This is a genomic window from Rheinheimera sp. EpRS3, from assembly GCF_001513785.1.
Classification (GTDB): Bacteria; Pseudomonadota; Gammaproteobacteria; order Enterobacterales; family Alteromonadaceae; genus Alishewanella.
Genome location: NZ_LNQS01000010.1, coordinates 380,399 through 401,990, shown reverse-complemented (window position 1 = coordinate 401,990; position 21,592 = coordinate 380,399). Strand labels below are relative to the sequence as shown.

Below are 21,592 nucleotides of genomic sequence, written 5' to 3'. Positions count from 1 at the left end.
TGAATTATGTATAACAAACTAAAAGCAGGTGTAATGATAGTTGCCGGTACTGTGCTGCTGGCAGTAGCGGGTTGTGGTGGCGATCTTGAGCAATCACCACAAGGCACCCTAACGGAAGAGCAAATTACCGGCGGTGGTAATCTGGAGGGGCTGGTGACGGCCACTTATTCTTACCTTGGCAATGATCACTATACTGCGCCAAATTTTCTCTGGCCAACCGGTAACCTGCGGGCCGGTGATGCCCATAAAGGCGGCAATGGGCCTGGTGATATATTTGCCTATCATGCGCTGTCGATGTATACGTCGATTATTGCTGATATGGAGTCTTACCCACCGGATTTTGTTGACCTGAATAACAAGAAGTGGGTAAGGAACTACACTGCCATCTCAAGAGCCAATACCGCATTAAAGGCCCTTGGTAATGCCTCAGAGGCACAGTTTGCGAAAAAGATTATTCGAGAGGCTGAGCTGAGGTTTTTACGCGCTTTCTTTTATTTCGATCTGAAAATACACCACAAGCATATCCCTTATGTTGATGAAACCATGTCATCAGAGCAGATTAAAGCGCTGACAAACTTTGATTTAACCGATCAGCAATTGTGGGACAAAATCGCCGCAGATTTCCAGTTTGCCGCCGACAATTTACCGGTTACACAGAGTGAAATCGGCCGGGCCAATCAGTTAAGCGCCAAAGCTTATCTGGCGAAAACGAAGTTGTATCAGGCTTATGAGCAAAATGATGTGCATCAGGTCGTCAACATTGATCTGGAGAAACTGCAAACGGTGGTCGATCTGGTGGATGATATTGAAGACGCCAGTGTCTATGGTTTGCAGGATGACTTCGGGCAGAACTTTCTGCACCGTTTTGAAAACAGCGAAGAGTCGGTGTTTGCGATCCAGCGCTCACGCAATGACGGTTCGCCGGATGGCCGTGGTTCCTGGCCAACAGCATTGAATGCGCCTTTGCAGGGCGGCTTTGGCTGCTGTGGTTTTCATGTGCCGACAGAGAATTTCGTTAACGCGTTTAAAACCGATGCTCAGGGCTTACCACAGTTTGACAGCTTTAATAGCGCCAATTATGTACTGGCACAGGACGCGGTTGACCCCAGGTTAGACCACACTGTTGCCATGCAAGGTAAACCGTTTAAATATGACAGCGAGCTGATGATTGAAAATGGCAATGCCTGGGCACGGGCGCCGGCGGTTTACGGCAATTTCATTTCGATGAAAGAACTGGAGCATCCGGATTGCGAATGTCGTATACAAAACGGGCCCTTCCCGGTGTTTTCGATGAATACGGTGTTGATCCGTTTTGCCGATGTGTTGCTGTGGAAAGCAGAAGCACTGATCGAATTAAATCGTCTGGATGAAGCCTTACAAATCATCAACCGGTTACGCAGCCGGGCGATGAACAGCACCGCCATGCTTAATAATGCCAGTATCTACAATGTCGGGCTTTACACTGAGTTTACGTCACAAGAGCAAGCCCGCCGCGCACTACGGATGGAGCGACGATTAGAACTTGGCCTGGAAGGACACCGTTTCTTTGACCTGGTGCGCTGGGGCGTAGCAAAACAGACATTAGATACTTATCTTGAAGTTGAACGCAGCCGTAAGCCTTATTTACAGGAAGCCTTGTTCACTGCCGGGCGCGACGAATATCTGCCGATCCCACAGCAACAAATCAATTTAAGTGGTGGTTTGTATAAGCAATTACCCGGCTATTAATTGTATGGCAGCAGCTGAACTCAGATGCTGCCGTCTGTTAAAAAGGAATACAGTAAAATGAGAAAAACAGTTTTAGCTTTATGCTTAGCAGTGAGTAGCACTATAGTACCCAATGCCCTGGCGGTAGACGATTTATATCAGGAACCACACCGGCCGCAATTCCATTTCACCCCAGAGCAGCAATGGATGAATGATCCCAATGGCATGGTGTATCTGGATGGTGAATACCACCTGTTTTATCAGTACAATCCGTACAGTAATATCTGGGGGCCTATGCACTGGGGCCATGCTATCAGCAAAGATTTAGTGCACTGGGAGCAGCAACCCATAGCGTTGTATCCGGATCAACATGGCACCATCTTTTCAGGCAGTGCAGTGGTAGACTGGAACAATACCTCTGGTTTTGGTAGCAAAGACAAGCCAGCTATGGTGGCCATTTACACCTATCATGATCATTTGCAGGAAAACTTCGGCTCTGACACCTTCCAGTCGCAGGGTATTGCATACAGCTTAGACAACGGCAGAACCTGGACCAAGTATGATGGTAACCCGGTGCTGAAAAGCCCTGATATCAGGGATTTCCGTGACCCTAAAGTGAGCTGGCACGAGGACTCTGAGCGCTGGGTTATGTCACTTGCAGTAAAAGATAAAATCAGCTTCTACACGTCAACGGATTTAAAAAACTGGCAACATACCGGCGATTTTGGCCAGGGCATTGGTGCGCACGGTGGTGTATGGGAATGTCCTGATCTGATTAAGATGCGGGTTAATGGCAGTGACGAAGAAAAGTATGTGTTACTGGTTAGCATTAACCCTGGAGGCCCGAATGGTGGCTCGGCTACACAATACTTTGTCGGCGACTTTGATGGTAAAACCTTTAAACTTGACCCGGCATTTAACCAACAGCTTATGGCCGCGGAACACAGCTCGCCTTCAAAACAAGCAGCAGTTTGGCTGGATTATGGTACCGACAACTATGCCGGTGTAACCTGGTCTGATGTGCCGCAACAAGATGGCCGGCATCTGTTTATTGGTTGGATGAGTAACTGGCAATATGCCAATAAAGTACCGACCCAACGTTGGCGCAGTGCTATGACTATTGCCCGGCAGCTGGAATTAGAAAAGCGGGGTAATAGCTATATAGTCAGCTCGCAACCGGTAGCCAGCCTGTCGTCGCTGGCGACGGATGCTAAAATGGTGCGCAATAGCAGTGTAAAAGGTGGTCAACCCATAGAGTTGGTTAAACTAACTAAATCTACAGAGTTAGGCGAACATATCAAGCTTGAGCTGGATTTAAAGCAGTCAAAGTTAGTTGAGCTGTCATTTGAAAATGCAAAGCACAGCCTGAAACTAAAAATAGACGCGGTAGCGGGACAATTGATTTTAGACAGGACTAACGCAGGTATTGCCGATTTTGAAAGCGGCTTTGCCTCTGTGCAGCGGGCGCCATTAGATATTAAAGCTGGCGCTGTGCAGTTAGAGATATTTCTGGATACCTCTTCTATAGAAGTGTTTGCCGACAATGGCCGCACGGTGATGACCAGTGTGGTATTTCCTGGCGCACCCTATAGTCAGCTTAAACTCAGTACTGACAGTGCTGTTAACATTCAGCATGCCGCTATAGCGCAACTCAGGTCAATATGGCAAAAATAGCCATACAGTGTTGGTTAGCGGTTAACGACTTGTCGTTTTTTAAACGCCTAACGCTCCGCTAATTTTTCGGGAAAAGCCTCTAAAATCAGAGGCTTTTTTATTACCGCTTATCTAACCCTTGAAGCCGCTGAGGTAGGCCCCCATTGCTAATATAGTTTTATACCACTTGGTATGTAATATCCATATTCACAGCATAGCGGAGAGCTGATGATCCCTTTATCCATTTTAGATTTAGCCCCGGTTTCAGCAGGCAGCAGCGTGGCCGACAGTTTTGCTGCCAGCAAAGCCCTGGCACAATATGCCGAACAACTGGGGTACCACCGCTACTGGCTGGCCGAGCACCACAATATGCCGGGCATTGCCAGTGCTGCCACCTCGTTATTAATCAGCCATTTAGCTGCTGCTACATCGCGTATTCGTTTAGGTGCCGGTGGTATTATGCTACCGAACCACTCGCCGCTGGTTATCGCCGAACAATTCGGCACTCTGGCGACCTTGTATCCCAACCGCATCGACTTAGGCTTAGGCCGCGCGCCTGGCAGTGATCAGGCCACAGCACGGGCATTACGCCGGCATAAAGTGGAAACCGAAGCACAATTTCCGGCCGATATCGCCGAGTTACAGCAGTACTTTGCTGCCGCCAGGCCGAATCAGCTGGTGCAGGCCGTGCCAGGGCAAGGGCTGCAGGTGCCGTTATGGATATTAGGTTCAAGCTTATATGGTGCTCAACTAGCAGCGCAGCTAGGGCTGCCCTATGCCTTTGCTTCGCATTTTGCTCCCGGCATGATGAAGCAAGCAGCAGAGCTGTACCGGCGTGAATTTAAACCGTCGGCGCAACTGGATAAACCTTACCTGATGCTGGCGTTAAATGTGTTTGCCGCAGACACTGCAACTGAAGCCAAACGGCTGTTTAGCTCACTGCAACAACAGTTTGTTAACCTGACGCGCGGCACTCCAGGCTTACTGCCGGCGCCGGTGGATAGCATGGACACTATCTGGCAGCCGCATGAAAAAGCCTATGTGCAGACTGCACTAGCCTGCTCTGTGGTCGGCGATGCCGCTGCGGTGCAGCAAGGCATTAAGGATTTTACAGCCAAACATAACCCGGACGAGCTGATGCTGACCAGCATGATGCACAACCCGCAAGCACGGCAAACCAGTTACCGCATAGCGGCAGAGTTACTGGCAGAATAAAGCACAGGTTTTTACAAAATGGGGCTTTCCTGTAAGGGCTGCCCCGTTTGCTTAGCTTAATGCCTTAGTAACGCCAGGTAACAGCCGCCTGCCATTGTGCTGGCGCGCCATAGTAGGCCTGGGTCCAGTACAGGCTTTCATAATGTTTGCGGTCAGTAAGGTTAGTGGCGTTGAGCGCAACTGACAGATTTTCGCTCAGGTTGTAGCGGACAAACATATCCACTAAGGCGTAGCTGCCCTGACGGATACGGATATCTGTTTCAGGCGTAATGGCGATGCTGTCCTGCCACTGCACACTGGCACCTACAGATAAGTCAGGGATGGCCTGCGGGTAATAAACGCCGGACAGTTTTACCAGATTACGCGGTACATAGGTGCGTACCTGCTGGCCGTCGTTGCCTTCTACACTTTGTAGCCAGGTATAACCAAAGCTAAGGTTAAACTGGTCGGTAATGCTGCCGGTAAGTTCCAGTTCAGCGCCTTGTGACTGATAATCAAGGCCGGTGTAGGTATTAACGCCGTTAATGACTTCAACAAATTCGCCGACGTTTTTCAGATCAGCACGAAACAGCGCGGCACTGGCAGTAGCACGGTTATTGTTGAGCAAGAATTTGACACCCACTTCGCTGTTATCACCTTTTGCTACGCCCAGGGCCTTAAATCCGGTATCAACAAAAGATTGCGGCGTAAAAACCTCACTGTAGCTGGCGTACAGCGATACAGTATCGTTCAGCTGATAAACCCCGCCGACATAGGGCACTGTTTCGCTGGCATCTGAGCTGCTGTCAACGCCATAGCTGTAGCCACTTTGTTCAACCGACATGGCTCTGGCGCCCAGCAACACAGACAAGGCATCACTCAGGTGCAACCGCGTAGCCAGGTAAAACGATTGATGAATTTGTTTGTCCAGATGGCCTGTGGTGTAAGGATCGGTATCGTCAAATACTCCTTTGGGGGAAGAACCCGTTGCCCAGTCGGCACCCAGCACCGGGTAACCGGTTTCGTAATCGAAAAACGACTGGCCGAACAGGTCGATATTAGCGTAATTAACCCCGGCCATCAGTTCATGCTTACGCCCCGCCAGCGTATAACTGCCACTGAGGTAAATATCGGCAATACGATGTTTTTCATCAAGTTTATAGGCGCTGGCATAGCCGTTAAGGCCAAGCTCTGTAGCTTTGTCCGGCGTGCCATAGACATAAAATAGCTCGGCATCCTGCAGAATTTTATTCTGGCTCAGTAAGATATTCAGGCTCCAGTCGTCGCTCAGTTGCTGACGTAACTCGGCAAAGGTTTGGGTAGTTTTGTTATCGCGGTAAGCCCAGTCGGTGGCGGTACTGGTAGCAGTAGCATAATTGGTTGGCGTGCCGTCGGTGTAATACAACGGCAGAGCACCGGATAAACTGCCATCCGCTTTATTGTTATTTACACTGTGGCCTAGTGTCAGCTCAGTGCGATCTGTCAGATCGTACTCGCCCACCAGATACAATTGCGAAGTATCGTCTGCCTTGCGGTCCAGGTATGAGTCTGCCGTATCTTTGGCTGCTACGATCCTGCCCCGGAAACGCTCACTGATACTGCCGGAAAGATCACCTTCCAGCCGGCGGTGGTTTTCAGAGCCGGCTGCCAGCGTAACATAGCCAAACAATTCCTGTGTCGGGCGTTTACGCAGGTAGTTAATGGTTGCCGATGGATTGGCCAGCCCGGTAACCAACCCGGCAGCGCCTTTGATCACTTCTATCTGTTCAAAAATGGCGGTGTCATAACTGCCTTGTGATAACCCGGCCGAAAACGGCACACCGATACCGTCATACTGAAAATTGACAATGTCAAAACCCCGTGCAGTGAAATAGGTGCGCTCTGTTTCGGCGCTTTCTACCGTGACGCCAGGCGTGTAACTGAGTAAATCGTTCACAGAATAAAGCGCAAAATCTTCTATTTGCGGCCGGGAAACTACGGTGATGACCTGCGGAGTTTCATACACGGTCAGGTCCAGCTTGGTGGCCGAGCGGCTCTCGCCCTGATGGCCATAAACCGCGATAACTTCAACAGCGGCTTCTGCTGCTGAGTTATTTACGCTGCTGTTTTCTGCCAGCACAAAGGTGCTGAAAGTAACAAACGAAACGGGTAGTACAACACGCAGTGCGCTTGCCAGTACAGAAGTTTTAAATTGGCCGGGCATATAAGGTTCCTGAAACTTGAAGGGTTGTTTAGCTGCATTTCAGGCATTTTAAAGCAAGTTTTACTATGTTTAAAGCTTAATGATAATTATTGCTATTCGTATATTTTGGTGTTGCCAGAGATAATCTCAGCCCGGCGTGTGGTGCGGGCCTGGGCTGAGTGGGTATACCGGCAACTAAGGTTGTATTACAAACCACAAGGCGAAGGTAAGGCCGGTACAGCTTCGGGTACGGTGTCGACAAAAAACTGCTGCCGGGTTCTTAGCTCTGCCACTTGTGCGTTAACTTCTTCAGTGCTGAGCTGTGTTTGCGGTACATGCAGTACCCAGTCGATATCCTGCTGATACTGGCGTTGCTCAGCTGAATCAATTGGGCCAACCGAGCCATCCGCCCCTTTGGGCATAAACCAGAGGTTAAAATTAACTGACATCGGTACTTCTGGTGCTACATTAGCGCTATGTTCGCCAATCAATTCACCATCGACAAAGTAAAGCACAGCATCGGCGCTGACGTTCATTACCAGTGTGCGCCAGCCGCTGTAGTCACCTTCAACCCGGCTGTATTCATTTACTTTGGTCCAGGGTTCTAACTGAAAGGTTTCCCAACTGGTGGTCCACATGGCATGCTGAGTGTTTTCGCCCCAGCCGCCATTGGGCAGATATTCGAAATCGACTTCGCTGTAGTTGGGGTCAAGCGGATACTCCAGTGGGCTGATGGCATAAAATGTCTGGATCACTTCGTCGCCATCCGGCCCGTAGGTTGGCTCATTGCGGAAAAATACCCTGGCGGCATAGGTGCCATATAAGTATTTACGTGCATGGCAAATTTGCGTATGCCGGGTGCCTTCACCTGTGCCATCAGTAACAGAGCTTAAGCGGGCTATACCAAACTGCGCCTGTTCAGGTGCCGGGTGCAGGCTGACACCGTCAGCTGACCAGGCCGCACCAGCAATACCGGGGTGTCCGGTTTCTGAGCGTGCAGTCCAGCCATTAGCAAACAAGGCGTCAGTGCTGTCATAATTAAAGTCATCAAATAGCAGGGCTGCGGTGTTGGCATGGCCTGCTGATGTTATCTCTGCCGAAGGATTACAACCTTGTAATGCCAGCATAATTGCGGTGGTTACCATTATTTTTGTTTTTGTCATTTCCCCGTCCTTCCCCATAGTTTGCTGAAACCCGGCCTGACTCAAAGTGAAAGGTGTTAACCGGGCTGAGCATAAATGCTCAAAAAACAGACTAGCAGCAAAATGACAGCGCTGTCAATTGTGGTATTTTTCTAAAATGTAACCTGCTGTTACGGGGTAGCTGTTGTTTATTTAATAAAGTGACATAACCGGGCTAACACGGTAGCAACTGTCAGCCGGCTTGGGTTAAACGCTTAAAGGGCAATATCAACCGCATTGCTACATTTGCTGCAGTAAAGCGGTTAAATCGTCCGGGCTGAAGTGGTAATTTTTATTGCAGTATTCGCAGTTAATATCCAGGTTGCCTTCGGCGATATGTTCGTTAATGATGTCACGGCCCAGGCTGATAATGGCTGACGCGCATTTCTCTTTTGAACAACCACAAACAAAACTGACTGGCTGCGGGGCAAACAGTTCTACCTCTTCCTGATGGAATAAACGGTATAACAGTTGCTCGGCTGGCAGGCTGAATATTTCGTCTTTGGTTAGGGTATCGCTTAACATCACTAAATCTTCAAAATCTGCTTTGGCTTTTTGCTGATCTACCGGCAATACCTGCAACATAAACCCAGCTGCACGGCAGTGCGCTGCTTGTAAGTCGGTGTACAGGTATAACCGGGTGGGCAGTTGTTCTGACTGAGCAAAATAGGCTTCCAAGGTACTGGTTAAGCTGTCGCCGCTTAACGGAATAATACCCTGATAACGTTCGCCCTGTTTTGGCGTAATGGTAACCAACAGATAGCCTTCACCAACCAGCTCGCGAAAGCTATCACCGGAAATTTCTGCCTGCATCCGCACTACACCGCGAAATTGCTGTTGATCAGTGCCATTTACCGCAGCAAAACGTATTGGGCCATCGCCCTGAATTTGTACAGCAATATCGCCATCCAGCTTCAAAGTGGCGGTTAGTAAACTGGTGGCAGCAACCAGCTCGGCCAGCAGCTGTTTTACCGGCTGTGGGTAATCATGATGTAGCAGCATCTGATCAAGGCTGTCTGCCAGTTGTACCAGCTCGCCACGTACGTTGCGGTTTTGAAATAAAAAGCGGAATAAATTATCTGAATTCATGCTGTTCTCTTACTGCTGCGATTTTAATAAAAGCAGCTTACGCCGCTCTTTTTTGTCTGGTTTAGTATCCGGGTGCGGAGCAAACAAGCTGTTGGTTTTTCTCAGCTCGGCACGCTTTAACCGCTGCTCTATGCTGTCGGCTGTTTCTTCATACAGCTGCTGCGCCAAAGATGCAGCCAGGCGTTTTTCCGACAAACCCAGCACTATTACCACTTTTTCGTCGGTGCCCTGGGGTAGGCGCACTGTGGCACCGGTTTCTACCGTTCTGCTGGCTTTGCAGCGCTGGCCATTATAATGTACTTTACCGCCTTCGATCATCTCTTTAGCTAAAGCGCGGGTTTTATAAAAGCGGCAGGCCCACAACCATTTATCTAACCGTAATGTTGGGGTGGTATCCTGCGCGGATTGTTTTGCTGACGACATAATTTACACTGTGTGGTCGAACTAAGATCGCCATTATAGTGCCAAAGCAGGCAAAATGGCGGCAGATACGAAAAAAACATGGTTAATACCTTGTAAATTTCGGCGCTGGCCTTGTTGGCTGCCAGACAACTGGGTAAGATAAATTCCTCTCTTAAAGTAGAAGTGTGCAATGAAGCCGTTATTAGACACGCAGCAGTTAGCGAGACAACTACAAAAAGTGCCACTAAACCGGGTGCAGCAGGTGCTGAACCTGATGTTGGTTATTTTGCTGGCGTGGTTATTGGCAAGCTTTAGCTGGCAACTGGTACCGGCTGCTGATAATAATGCTCTGCCACCAGCCAGCGGGCCTGCGGCGGCAGTAAAGCAAAGCGGCGGTGTTAGTCTGGCAGCATTAACCGGTTTTTCATTGTTTGGCAAAGCTTCTGATGTGCCGGTACAACAAGCTGCACCGGTGGTAACTGAAGCGCCGAAAACCCAATTAAATGTTAAGTTAACCGGCCTGGTTGCGGTGGGTGCCAGCCCGAATCAGGGTAGTGCCATTATAGAAAGCCGCGGCAGCGAGGCAACCTACGCCATTGACGACACCATTGAAGGCACCAGTGCAGTGTTAAAACAGGTGTTAGCCGACCGGGTGTTGTTGCAGCAGGCCGGGCGTTATGAAACCCTGATGCTGGATGGCTTTGAATACACGCAAATTGCACAGGCTAATGCTGGCTTGGGGCGTTCTGACGAGCAAATGGAAGAGCCCTATACCGATATGGCACCGGCACCCGAGCCGATGGAAATGCAACCGTTGCAGGTAAGTGAAGATTTGGATGCGCGTCGCGACGAGCTGATTGCCCAGCCGATGAAGTTTTTTGACTATATCCGGGTTTCACCCCACCGGGATAACGGCCAACTGGCGGGATACCGCTTAATGCCGGGCAAAGACCCGTCATTATTTACTCAGCTTGGCTTGCAGCCTAACGATTTGGCTGTAGAAATTAATGGTATTCGTTTAAATGATATGCAGCAGGCAATGAACGTAATTAATGAATTGCGCGATGCCAAAGAAGCGGCAATAAAAATAGAGCGCGATGGCGAGATCAGGGATATTCTGGTTAGTCTGTCACAATAATTATTAAAACTAATTGGTTATAAATTAATGAAATCAGGGCAATTTTCTTTATTCTCCCGCCGTTCGCTGGCCAGTTTGCTGGTGGCGGCTGCGCTCACTGCCGTTGTTCCGGGTGTTACTGTTGTAGCACAGGAAGAGGTGATGTATTCGCCTAACTTTAAAGGCACTGATATTAATGAGTTTATTAATATCGTCGGTATGAATCTGAAGAAAACCATTATTGTTGATCCGCAGGTACGTGGCCGCATTAATGTGCGCAGCTACGAAATGCTGAACGAAAAACAATATTATCAGTTTTTCCTCAACGTACTGGAAGTGTACAGCTTTGCTGTGGTGGAAATGGATAATGGCGTACTGAAAGTTGTACGCAATAAAGACGCCAAAACCAGCAATATTCCGGTGGTGACTGATGATGCACCAGGCCAGGGCGACGAAATGGTTACCCGGGTGGTGCAGGTACGTAATGTATCGGTACGCGAGCTGGCGCCATTATTACGCCAGTTTAGTAACCAGGCCGGTGGCGGCCATGTAGTAAACTACGACCCGTCTAACGTAATAATGATGACTGGCCCGGCCGCGGTGGTAAACCGGCTGGTGGATATTATTCAGCGGGTAGATAAAGCCGGCGATCAGGAGCTGGAAATTGTTAAAATGCAGTTCGCCTCGGCCCCGGAAATTGTGCGGATACTTGAAAGCATTTATAAAAGCCAGGGCCGGGCAGAACAGCCAGATTTTCTGGTGCCGCGCATCGTTGCCGATGAGCGCACCAACAGCGTAATTGTTAGCGGCGAATTGCAGGCGCGCCAGCGCGTAATTGAACTGGCCAAACGGCTGGACAGCGAACTGCAAACCAGCGGCAACACCCGGGTATTTTACTTAAAGTATGCCAAAGCGGAAGAGTTGGTACCGGTGCTAAAAGGCGTCAGTGAATCGATAGTGGCTGAAGTACAAGGCGCCGCAGGTGCAGCCGGAGCGCAGGGCGGTCGCAGTGCGGCAGCCAATACCGGCCGGGCTATCAGCATTGATGCGCATGAAGACACGAACTCTCTGGTGATCACCGCGCAGCCGGATATGATGCGTTCGTTAGAAGAAGTGCTGCGCCAGTTGGATATTCGCCGTGCTCAGGTACTGGTTGAAGCCATTATTGTTGAAGTATTTGAAGGTGATGGTACCGATTTTGGCGTGCAGTGGATCAACGCAAATGGTGGTGGTACTAACTTTAATAATGGTAATACCATTCCTATTATTAGTGTGGCGGGTGGCGCTGCAGTTGCTTCACAGATCACTAGAGGTTCTTCAACCGTTATCATCGACGGTAATGGCAACCCTGTCACTACCACCACACCAGACTCAAACCGCGATTACTCAGTTCTTGCAGATGTATTAAGCGGTTTAAATGGCGCTATGCTGGGCTTTTATAAAGGTGACTGGGCCGCTCTTGTGCAGGCAGTACGCACCAGCACCAACTCTAACGTGCTGGCCACACCGCATATTACTACTATGGATAACCAGGAAGCGTTCTTTCTGGTAGGCCAGGAGGTGCCGGTTATTACCGGTTCTACCACCGGTTCCAACAATACCAACCCGTTCCAGCAGGTAGATCGGCAGGAAGTGGGTATTAAGCTTAAAGTTACGCCGCAAATTAACGAAGGCACAGCGGTACAACTGACAATAGAGCAGGAAGTATCCAGTATTGGTGGTGCCACCGCAGTAGACATCACCATTAATAAACGTGAAATTAAAACCACGGTTATAGCCGATGACGGTGCTACTGTGGTGCTGGGCGGCTTAATTGATGAAGACGTGCAGGAAAGCGAATCCAAGGTACCAATTTTAGGCGATATTCCTATTTTGGGGCATTTGTTTAAATCGACCAGTGTTACCAAACAAAAACGTAACCTGATGGTATTTATTAAAGCCACCATAGTGCGCGAAGGCTCGGCCATTTCCGGTATTTCTAAAACCAAATATAACTATATCCGCGCTGAGCAGTTAAAGCGTGAAGAGGCCGGTATTCGCTTAATGCCAAATACCAAGCAGGTGGTGATGCCAGAGTGGGATGAATCACTGACATTGCCGCCTACTTTTGATGATTATATGAATAAGCAGCAACCACCGGCCGGTGTTGAGCAAGGGAAGCAAGACTAATGGACGCGCTGGAAGCAGAACAGGTAAAACCGGCCAGTAGCCGCATCCGCCTGCCGTTCGGCTTTGCCAAACGCCACGGTGTCTTGCTGAAACTACAGGCCGATGAAGGCTGGCGCTTATATATTCATACCGCGACCGCCGCCGCCGCTGTGTTAGAAGTGCGCCGTATGCTGGCTGAGCCGTTTCAAATTCAGCGTTTATCAGCGGTAGAGTTTGAAGCCATGCTGGAAGCCAGCTACCAGCGGGACTCCAGCGAAGCCCAGCAGCTGATGGAAGATATAGGTAACGAAGTTAACCTGGCTTCACTGGCTGACGATATTCAGGAAAGCGAAGACTTACTGGAAAACGAAGACGATGCGCCCATTATCAAGCTGATTAACGCCATGCTGGGCGAAGCCATTAAGCTGGGCGCGTCCGATATTCACGTGGAAACTTTTGAAAAAGCGCTGATAGTGCGTTTTCGGGTAGACGGTATTTTGCGCGAAGTGCTGCGGCCAAACCGGCGCTTGTCCAGCTTGCTGGTATCACGTATTAAAGTAATGGCCAAACTGGATATTGCCGAAAAGCGCGTGCCGCAAGATGGCCGGATCAGCCTGCGTATTGCCGGCCGGGCGGTGGATGTGCGGGTATCTACCATGCCGTCCAGCCATGGCGAGCGGGTGGTAATGCGGTTGCTGGATAAAAACAATTCCCACCTGAATTTAGCCGACCTTGGCATGACGTTGTCAGTACAACAGGCGTTTTCGCAACTTATTTTAAAGCCGCATGGCATTATTCTGGTTACCGGCCCTACCGGTTCCGGTAAAAGTACTACCTTGTATGCCGGTTTAACCGAAATTAATACCAAAGATCGCAATATTCTTACCGTAGAAGACCCGATTGAATACGAACTGGAAGGCATCGGCCAAACTCAGGTTAATACTAAAGTGAGCATGACCTTCGCCCGTGGCTTACGCGCTATATTACGGCAAGACCCTGATGTGGTGATGGTGGGTGAAATACGCGATCTTGAAACCGCACAAATTGCTGTACAGGCCAGTTTAACCGGCCACTTAGTGTTATCTACGCTGCACACCAATACTGCCGCCGGTGCTATTACCCGGCTGGAAGATATGGGTGTAGAGGCATTTTTATTATCGTCCAGCTTGCTGGGTGTACTGGCACAGCGTTTAGTGCGTACCTTGTGTATACACTGTAAAGAAGCGCATGAGCCTGATAAAGAAGAGCGCAGCCTGCTGGGTGTAACCAAAAAAGAAGGCGTGCTGATCTACCGTGCCAAAGGTTGCGATCAGTGTAATTTCACCGGCTACCGCGGCCGTACCGGTATTCATGAACTGTTACTGGTAGACGAGCATATCCGCGAGCTTATTCACAACGGCAAGGGTGAACAAGCTATTGAAAAATACGTGCGCCAGCACAGCCCCAGCATCCGCGCCGATGGTTTTAGCAAAGTACTCAGCGGTGAAACTACGCTGGAAGAAGTGCTGCGTGTTACGCGTGAGGATGTATAGTGCCAGCCTTTGAATATCAGGCACTGGATGCCAGAGGCAAAAACAGCAAAGGTGTGCTTGAGGCCGATAATGCCCGCCATGCCCGCTCGTTATTGCGTGAACAAAAATTAACACCGGTTAGCGTGGCGCTGGCGTCACAGCAGGAAAAAATGCTTGCCTCGGGCAAGCAATGGTTTAAGCGTAATATTTCCGCCTCTGAGCTGGCACTGATTACCCGCCAGCTGGCTACGCTGGTTGAAGCTGCCCTGCCGATTGAAAGCGCATTGCTGGCGGTTGCCGAGCAATGCGACAAGCCACGTCTGACCAATATGATGATGACCGTGCGCTCCAAGGTGGTGGAAGGTTACAGCCTGGCTGAAGGCTTGGCTGAGTTTCCCTATGTATTTGATCACTTGTTTCGTTCTATGGTGGCAGCCGGTGAAAAATCCGGCCATTTGGATCAGGTGTTAAACCGGCTGGCCGATTACACCGAGCAGCGCCAGCATATGCGCAGCCAGATTTTGCAGGCACTGCTGTACCCTATTATTCTGACGTGCTTTGCTGTGCTGGTGATTTCTATCCTGCTGGCAGCGGTGGTACCCAAAATTGTCGGCCAGTTTGAGCATATGGGCCAAACCCTGCCAGGCACAACCTTGTTTTTAATTGCCGCCAGTGACTTTTTACGCGCTTACGGCATCTTTGTCCTGATTGGTTTTATGCTGTTGCTGGTGCTGTTTAAACGGGCGTTGCGTAAACCGGCGTTTCGTTTTCGCTGGGATGCACTGGTGCTAAAAAGCCGCATTATGGGCAAAGTAACCAAAGGGCTGAATACCGCCCGCTTTGCCCGTACCTTAAGTATTCTGAATGCCTCGGCGGTGCCGTTACTGGAAGCTATGCGCATTAGCGCCGATGTTTTAAGCAATACTTATATGCGCCAGGCAGTAACAGATGCTACCGCCAGGGTGCGTGAAGGTACATCGCTACGTAACGCGCTGGAGCAAACCAAGCTGTTTCCGCCGATGATGCTGCATATGATTGCCAGCGGCGAAAAAAGCGGCCAGCTTGATTCAATGCTCGAACGCGCCGCTAATACGCAGGACCGCGAGTTTGAAACCTTAGTTACAGTGTCGTTAAAAGTGTTTGAACCGGTGTTGGTAGCGGTAATGGCCGGTATGGTGTTATTTATTGTCATGGCGATTTTGCAGCCGATTTTAGCGTTAAACAATATGGTAGGTGGTGGTTAATATGTTAAGGCAACATAAGTTTAGACAGCACAGCGGCTTTACGCTGTTAGAAGTGATGGTGGTTATCGTTATTCTGGGCATTATCGCCAGTATGGTGGTGCCGAACCTGATAGGTAACCAGGAAGCCGCCGCACGGCAAAAAGCCGTAGTGGATATTCAGCAGTTGGAAAGCGCGCTGGACATGTACCGTTTGCGCAATGGCTTTTACCCCACCACAGAGCAAGGCATGCAGGCACTGGTTACCGCACCAACGTCACAGCCGGTACCACGCTCATTTCCGGATGGTGGTTTTATCCGTCGCTTACCGAAAGACCCATGGGATGAAGACTATATTCTGGTAAGCCCGGGCCAGGTTGGCCGTATTGATATCCTGAGTAAAGGCCCGGATCGCACCGCAGGTACTGATGATGACATCGGTAACTGGAATCTGGATGCCAACGGGAATTCAAACAACTAATGCCATCTCTGCCGGCTGTTCAGCATCGTAGCAACGGCTTTACCCTGGTTGAGGTAATGCTGGTTATGCTGCTGATTGGTTTGCTGGCTACCACAGTGGTAATGAATTTTAGCGGCGAATCACGCGAAGAGCGGCTGGAAAAAGAAGCCGAGCGTTTTCAGCAGTTATTTCAGTTTGTCGCAGAAACTGCCATGTTAAAACAGCAGGAATGGGGCCTGTATGTGCTGCCAGATCGTTATGGCTTTTTGTATTACGACAATAACGAAGGCAAATGGGCTGAAGCCGATGAACCTGCCGGTTTACGGCAATATACATTACCGCGCGATATCGCCTTAACACTGGAGCTTGAAGGCTTGCCGGGCGAGGAAACCAACCTGCTAAGCCAATTGGACTGGCAACTGGATGACGACGAACAAAGCGACGAAGACAGTAAAATACCTGTGCTGCCACAGGTGTTTGTGCTGTCGTCGGGCGAAATCAGCCCGTTTCAGCTGTTGCTGACCGAAAGCTCTGATCTGACACCGCTGTATAGTGCAATATCGACCGATTTTGCCATACCACTTACCCGCACGCCGGTATCTGCGGAGCTGCCATGAAGCGTAACGGCTTTACCCTGCTGGAGCTGCTGGTAGCCATGGCCATTTTTGCTACTGCCGGTATGGCCATTATGCAGGCCAGCTCTGCCCATATCCGCAGTTTAAGCCAGTTAGATGATTTAACCATGGCCAGTTACATCGCCAACAACCAGATGCAACTGGCGATGATAGAAACCGAGTGGCCGGGCAAAGAAAAAGATCAGGGTCAGGTAGAAATGGCCAACCGGAACTGGTTATGGCAACAACAGCTAACCCGGGTACCGGACGAAGATTTACGCCTGATACAAATCAGTGTCAGCCTGGCTGAATCGCCGGAGCAGGTGCTGTTTCAGTTGCAAAGCTACAGGGGTAAGCCCGGTGGTTAAGATAATGGGCCCGGTGGTTAAGGCAAACAGCGGTTTTACCTTTATTGAGATGCTGCTGGCGGCGGCCATTTTTGCTTTGGTAGGGCTGGCGTCGGTAGCAGTGTTAACCAGTGTAACGCAAAGTGATGAATTATCGCAGCAGGCCAGTGAGCGCTTGGTGCAGCTGCAGCGCACTATGCTGATGCTGGAACGTGACTTTATGCAAATTAGCGTGCGCCATGTGCGCCTTGATGGTGAAGCCGCGCAAAAATACCGTTTGTTTGGTGAGAAATTTTTACTGGAAAGCGAAGATCATGGCGTTAGCTTTGCCCGGCACGGCTGGCGTAATCCGGGCATGATTTTACCACGCAGTGAAATTCAAACCGTTGCTTACCGGTTACAGGAAGGCACTTTGCAGCGTTTATTTACCTTGTACCCGGACGCTGTAACCGGCACTGAGCCTAAAGTACAGCAGCTGCAAAGCGGCTTATCTGGTTTTGAAGTGCACTACCTGCAGGGTGAAGAATGGCTGGAGCGCTGGCAGGATGCAAATTTCCCGCTGGCGGTACGCATTACGCTGGTTGATGAAAGCCTCGGCCGGTTAGAGCGTATTTTTATGCTACCGGATGCTGCCGTTGCCGCAGGAGCAATAGAATGATGAGGCCGCACAAACAAGCCGGTGTGGCATTGGTTGCGGTGCTGATGATTATTGCCATTGTAGTGGTGATTGCGGTAAACATGACCGGCCGCCTGCAACTGCAACTGCAGCGCCAACAGAATATGCAGCAGCAACAGCAGGCATTCTGGTATGCCATCAGTGCCGAGCAGTTTGCCCGTGTACTGCTGGCCCGCGAGTTATCTGGCCAGGAAACGGTAAACCTGTCACAAAACTGGGCCATGGCCGGCGCCACCTTTCCGGTAGAAAACGGCACCATATCGGGCGATATTATCGATTTGCGCAGCTGCTTTAACTTAAATGCGCTGCAAAATGTTACACCGCAAAGCGGTGGCAGAGTAGAGCAAAGTGCCGGGCAAAAAGCCTTTCAGCGCCTACTGGAGCTAAAAGCAGCAGAGTTATCAATGCCGGCTGAATATCTGACGGCGCGCCTGGGCGACTGGCTGGATGAAGATGGTATGCTAAGCACGGCCGGTAGTGCTGAAGATGATGACTATGCCGCGCTGCGGTTTCCGTATTACGCCGCTAACAGCCTGATGGCCAGTGTGTCAGAGTTGCGGGTAATACTGGATATGACACCGGCAGATTACCAGTTACTGGCACCTTTTGTTTGTGTGCTGCCGGAAGATAACCGCTTATTACTGAATGTAAACACACTGACCGAAGATACGGCAGTATTGCTGGCGGCGCTGATCCCTGAGCTGACAGAGCAGGCGGCACTGGATATTATCGCTAACCGGCCAGAAGAGGGTTTTGCTACATTGGAAGAGCTGTTTGCCACCGCTGAGCTTAGCGCTATTACCGTGCCGGATGAGGCTAAAAGCATGCTGGCGCTTAAGTCAGACAGTTTTCAGCTAACAGCGACAGCGGCCTATCTGGAAAGTGGCTTTGTATTAACGTCGGTACTTAAAATAAATGATAATAATCAGGTCAAAGTATTGGCCCGGCGATTTGGAGGCCAGGGGTGAGTGAACAGTTGGTGATCCGGCTAGGTAGCCGGGCAGAACAAAGTATCAGTTGGCTGGTGTGGGCCAGCCATAACCAGGAAGTGATTGCCAGCGGCGAGCTTACCGGCACCGAGCAATTGCCGGAGCTGGCAGTACGGCTGGGCAACCGGCCGGTGGTGGCGCTGGTACCCGCATCCGATGTGGTGTTAAAGCAGGTAACCTTGCCGGGCAAGCCTAACCGGCAACTGCTGCAGGCATTACCTTATATGCTGGAAGAAGATCAGGCCGAAGATATTGAGCAGCTGTTTCTGGCGTTGGGTGATGTAGTGCATCACGACGGCCAGTACAGCCAGCAAGTAGCGGTGTGTCAGCACGAGCGGTTGGAGCAATGGCTGGGCGCACTGCAAAGTGCCGGTTTTAGCGTTAGCCGCATGTTACCCGACGCCCTGTTGCTGCCAGAGCAGCAGCTACCCGCCTGTATTCAGTTGCATGAGCAGTGGTTGTTAAAACAAAGCAGTTGGCAGGTTGCGGCTATTGATGCACCCTGGTGGGCAGATTACCTGCAACTGGCCGCTTTGCCGATGTTAACCAGTTACAGCCCCTGGCCCGCAGAGCTGCTGCAGCCGCATCAACTGGCAGAGCCGGAGTTGCCTCTGGCATTACTGGCCAGCCAGCTAAACCACAATGACTTTACGTTGCTGCAAGGCGAATATAAACCCAAGCGTCAGGTAAACCGTCACTTGCAGCTGTGGCGTAATAGCGCCATTCTGGCCGGTGCCTGTTTAACACTCTATGTGCTGCAACTGGGTTTAAATAACTGGCAATTAGGCCGGCAAAGCGCCGCGCTGCAACAACAAAGCCTTAGCGTATATCAGCAGGCCTTTCCGAATGAGCGTGTGGTTAACCTTAACCTGCAACTGCAGCAAAAGCTTGCCGCTGTCGGTGGCAGCAATGAGCAGAGCTTTCTGGCATTGCTGGACAGCCTGCAGCAGCAGTTGGCAAAAGTGCCGGATATCAGCCTGGAAAACCTGCGTTTTGATGGTAAACGCGCCGAGCTGCGCTTTCAGGCCAAAGGCGAAGGCTTTCAGAGTTTTGAGCGCTTAAAAACCGCACTGGAACAGGCTGGGTTTATTGTTGAGCAGGGCGCATTAAGTAACGATGGCGGCAAGGTGCAAGGCAGTGTCGCGATGCGGGGCAAAGTATGAAGCAGCAGTTTTTAACCTGGTGGACAGGGTTACAACAACGCGAACAACGGCTGGTTGCCGGTGCAGCAATAGTGGTAGTGGTGGGGTTGTTTTACTGGATGCTGTGGCAGCCGCTGCATCAGGCCCGTGATGTACAGCAACAAAAGGTGCAAAGTGCCCAGCGCCAGCTTAGCCAGTTGCAGCAATTACTGCCGCAGTTAAAAGCTGCCTCTGTCACTACTGCGCGTAGTGGCGGCAGCCTGGCACAAATTATCAGTAACAGTGCGCGCAGCAGCGGTATCAGTGTCAGCCGGATGCAGCCGCAAAACGAGCAGCTAACACTGGTGCTGGAAGATGTCAGTTTCGACAAACTATTAAGCTGGCTGCATGCGCTGCAGTATCAGCATGGTGTGAAACTGATCAATTTAGACGTAGCCACTGCTGAAACACCCGGCATAGTGCGGGTGCGGCGTATGGTAGTGGAGTAAGTAAAGCTATGTCAAAAACCAAACTTATTGTTATTGGTGTAATCAGCTATTTAGTGTTTACCTTGCTGTTAACGCCAGCCAGCTGGTGGTTAAAACTGGCGCCGCTACCAGCACAACTGCAGTTAGGTGCGGTGTCGGGCACCTTATGGCAGGGCGAAGTAGCCGGTTTACGTTATCAGCAGCTGCAGTTTGACAACCTGCAGTGGTCATTAAGCCCCTGGCGGTTATTTACCGGCAAGCTGCAGTTTGAACTGCAAAGTGGCAGCGCGCAAAACCCGGCCCAGCCTTATGTAACAGCGACAGCCAGTTACGGTTTTGGCGGTGGCGCGCTGCAAAATAGTTTGTTAAAGCTGCCGGTCGCACAGTTATTGCCAATGTTACCCTTACCATTACCGGTAGATGCCAGTGGCGAACTGGTGCTGGATGTAGCAGAGTTTAGCCAGGGCCAGCCCTGGTGTAAGGTATTAAACGGCCATGCCAGCTGGCAGGATGCCCGCCTACAAACACCAACCGGCACCTGGCTTGAGTTACAAAGCCTGTTTGGTGAATTAAGCTGTGCTGACGGTACTATAGTGCTGACAACCGACGGCGCTAACCGGCTGGGGCTGGATATCAAAGCGGTAATTAATGCTGAGCAGCTGCTGGTAAATGGTACATTAAAGCCCGAGGCCGATATGCCCGAAGAAGTGCATCAGGCGATGCAATTCCTCGGCAAGCCGGATACCCAGGGACGCTACCGTATCAGCTTTTAAGCCCTAAGCTTAAGGGCTTAACTGCGATAGTTGCGAATATCGTCCAGCAGCACGGTGTAATCGGTAATGGCAGGAAACTCGGTAATTTGCCGGCTTAGTTGCTGGCTGTCCGGGTTGGCCACTGCCAGCAAATGCTTAATACCAAAATTCTGTGCCGCTGTTAAAATTGGCAGGCTATCGTCAACAAATAAGGTGCGCTGCGGGTTAAAACCGAGCCGTTGTTGCAGCTTTTGCCACAGCGCCCAGTTTTCTTTGGTGACACCAAATTCATGGGTAGAGATCAGCGTATCAATATAACTGGCCAGCTCGGTGCGCTCAATTTTAAGCGATAAACTATCCGGATGGGCATTGGTTACCAGGGCTATCTGGCGGCCACTTTGTTTTAACGCGGTAAGAAACTGGGGCACATCGGCACGCATAGCAATTTTATGCATCACTTCACGCTTTAGCTCGTTAATCGGCAGTTGCAGGCGCTTACCCCAGTAATCCAGACAATACCACTCCAGTTTACCGGTTAGTTCAGCGTACTCGGCTTTTAATTGTGCTTCTGCATCTGCAACGCTAATACCGCTAATTTCAGCCCAGCGCTTGGGTAAGTGCTGTAGCCAGAAGTAATTGTCAAAGTGCAGATCCAGCAAAGTACCGTCCATATCCAGCAACACGGTATCAATTTCAGCCCAGTTCAGCATAGGTTTTTCCTGTTAATCGTTTTATAGTAGC

20 protein-coding genes are annotated in these 21,592 nt (G+C 50.4%); 15 read left to right on the top strand and 5 right to left on the bottom strand.

The window, feature by feature from the left end; translation table 11 throughout:
- The first annotated feature begins 6 nt into the window (after positions 1–6).
- The 3 genes from AR688_RS17195 (at position 7) to AR688_RS17185 (ending at position 4,575) form a co-directional block, all read left to right on the top strand.
- Entirely contained in the window at positions 7–1,728 is a 1,722-nt protein-coding gene (locus AR688_RS17195) for a RagB/SusD family nutrient uptake outer membrane protein (RefSeq protein WP_082694823.1), read from the top strand.
- Between the two features lie 57 nt (positions 1,729–1,785).
- A complete protein-coding gene (locus tag AR688_RS17190) occupies positions 1,786–3,381 on the top strand; it encodes a glycoside hydrolase family 32 protein (RefSeq protein ID WP_068237290.1) in 1,596 nt (531 codons plus the stop codon).
- Positions 3,382–3,588: 207 nt separating this feature from the next.
- Positions 3,589–4,575 (top strand): LLM class flavin-dependent oxidoreductase, encoded by a 987-nt coding sequence (locus AR688_RS17185; RefSeq protein ID WP_068236905.1) that lies wholly within the window; start codon positions 3,589–3,591, stop codon positions 4,573–4,575.
- Between the two features lie 64 nt (positions 4,576–4,639).
- On the opposite strand, the gene AR688_RS17180 is transcribed toward AR688_RS17185, so the two are convergent.
- The 4 genes from AR688_RS17180 to hslR form a co-directional block, all read right to left on the bottom strand.
- Positions 4,640–6,757 (bottom strand): TonB-dependent siderophore receptor, encoded by a 2,118-nt coding sequence (locus tag AR688_RS17180; protein ID WP_068236902.1) that lies wholly within the window; start codon positions 6,755–6,757, stop codon positions 4,640–4,642.
- A gap of 185 nt (positions 6,758–6,942) precedes the next feature.
- The gene (locus tag AR688_RS17175; protein WP_068236899.1) at positions 6,943–7,899 is read right to left on the bottom strand and encodes a glycoside hydrolase family 16 protein; all 957 of its coding nucleotides are present in this window, start codon (positions 7,897–7,899) and stop codon (positions 6,943–6,945) included.
- A 258-nt stretch (positions 7,900–8,157) separates the two neighbouring features.
- Positions 8,158–9,006, bottom strand: coding sequence for an Hsp33 family molecular chaperone HslO (gene hslO, locus AR688_RS17170; protein WP_068236896.1), 849 nt, complete (start codon positions 9,004–9,006; stop codon positions 8,158–8,160).
- Positions 9,007–9,015: 9 nt separating this feature from the next.
- Positions 9,016–9,429 (bottom strand): ribosome-associated heat shock protein Hsp15, encoded by a 414-nt coding sequence (hslR, locus tag AR688_RS17165; RefSeq protein ID WP_068236893.1) that lies wholly within the window; start codon positions 9,427–9,429, stop codon positions 9,016–9,018.
- A gap of 169 nt (positions 9,430–9,598) precedes the next feature.
- Here hslR and gspC point away from each other — a divergent pair, with 169 nt between their 5' ends.
- Genes gspC through AR688_RS17105 form a run of 12 tightly spaced genes read left to right on the top strand, consistent with a single transcriptional unit; the run spans position 9,599 to position 20,872 of the window.
- Complete coding sequence (gene gspC / locus AR688_RS17160; RefSeq protein ID WP_068236890.1) at positions 9,599–10,546, top strand: type II secretion system protein GspC; 948 nt, start codon at positions 9,599–9,601, stop codon at positions 10,544–10,546.
- 27 nt (positions 10,547–10,573) lie between these two features.
- Positions 10,574–12,694 (top strand): type II secretion system secretin GspD, encoded by a 2,121-nt coding sequence (gene gspD / locus AR688_RS17155; RefSeq protein ID WP_068236887.1) that lies wholly within the window; start codon positions 10,574–10,576, stop codon positions 12,692–12,694.
- Entirely contained in the window at positions 12,694–14,205 is a 1,512-nt protein-coding gene (gene gspE / locus AR688_RS17150; RefSeq protein WP_068236884.1) for a type II secretion system ATPase GspE, read from the top strand. The genes gspD and gspE overlap by 1 nt, the downstream gene beginning before the upstream one ends.
- Complete coding sequence (gspF, locus tag AR688_RS17145) at positions 14,205–15,428, top strand: type II secretion system inner membrane protein GspF (protein WP_068236881.1); 1,224 nt, start codon at positions 14,205–14,207, stop codon at positions 15,426–15,428. The genes gspE and gspF overlap by 1 nt, the downstream gene beginning before the upstream one ends.
- A gap of 1 nt (position 15,429) precedes the next feature.
- Positions 15,430–15,885, top strand: a complete 456-nt coding sequence (gspG, locus tag AR688_RS17140) for a type II secretion system major pseudopilin GspG (RefSeq protein WP_068236877.1) — start codon at positions 15,430–15,432, stop codon at positions 15,883–15,885.
- Positions 15,885–16,481 (top strand): type II secretion system minor pseudopilin GspH, encoded by a 597-nt coding sequence (gspH, locus tag AR688_RS17135; RefSeq protein WP_068236874.1) that lies wholly within the window; start codon positions 15,885–15,887, stop codon positions 16,479–16,481. Before gspG ends, gspH begins: the two co-directional genes overlap by 1 nt.
- Positions 16,478–16,846, top strand: a complete 369-nt coding sequence (gene gspI / locus AR688_RS17130) for a type II secretion system minor pseudopilin GspI (protein ID WP_068236871.1) — start codon at positions 16,478–16,480, stop codon at positions 16,844–16,846. Before gspH ends, gspI begins: the two co-directional genes overlap by 4 nt.
- Positions 16,839–17,483 (top strand): type II secretion system minor pseudopilin GspJ, encoded by a 645-nt coding sequence (gspJ, locus tag AR688_RS17125; RefSeq protein ID WP_231732127.1) that lies wholly within the window; start codon positions 16,839–16,841, stop codon positions 17,481–17,483. The genes gspI and gspJ overlap by 8 nt, the downstream gene beginning before the upstream one ends.
- Positions 17,480–18,469 (top strand): type II secretion system minor pseudopilin GspK, encoded by a 990-nt coding sequence (gene gspK / locus AR688_RS17120; RefSeq protein WP_068236865.1) that lies wholly within the window; start codon positions 17,480–17,482, stop codon positions 18,467–18,469. The genes gspJ and gspK overlap by 4 nt, the downstream gene beginning before the upstream one ends.
- On the top strand, positions 18,466–19,653 hold the full coding sequence (gene gspL / locus AR688_RS17115) for a type II secretion system protein GspL (protein WP_068236862.1): 1,188 nt from the start codon (positions 18,466–18,468) through the stop codon (positions 19,651–19,653). The genes gspK and gspL overlap by 4 nt, the downstream gene beginning before the upstream one ends.
- On the top strand, positions 19,650–20,120 hold the full coding sequence (gene gspM / locus AR688_RS17110; RefSeq protein WP_068236859.1) for a type II secretion system protein GspM: 471 nt from the start codon (positions 19,650–19,652) through the stop codon (positions 20,118–20,120). Before gspL ends, gspM begins: the two co-directional genes overlap by 4 nt.
- 8 nt (positions 20,121–20,128) lie before the next feature.
- A complete protein-coding gene (locus tag AR688_RS17105; protein ID WP_068236857.1) occupies positions 20,129–20,872 on the top strand; it encodes a type II secretion system protein N in 744 nt (247 codons plus the stop codon).
- Positions 20,873–20,889: 17 nt separating this feature from the next.
- On the opposite strand, the gene yrfG is transcribed toward AR688_RS17105, so the two are convergent.
- A complete protein-coding gene (gene yrfG / locus AR688_RS17100; protein ID WP_068236854.1) occupies positions 20,890–21,561 on the bottom strand; it encodes a GMP/IMP nucleotidase in 672 nt (223 codons plus the stop codon).
- Positions 21,562–21,592: the final 31 nt, after the last annotated feature.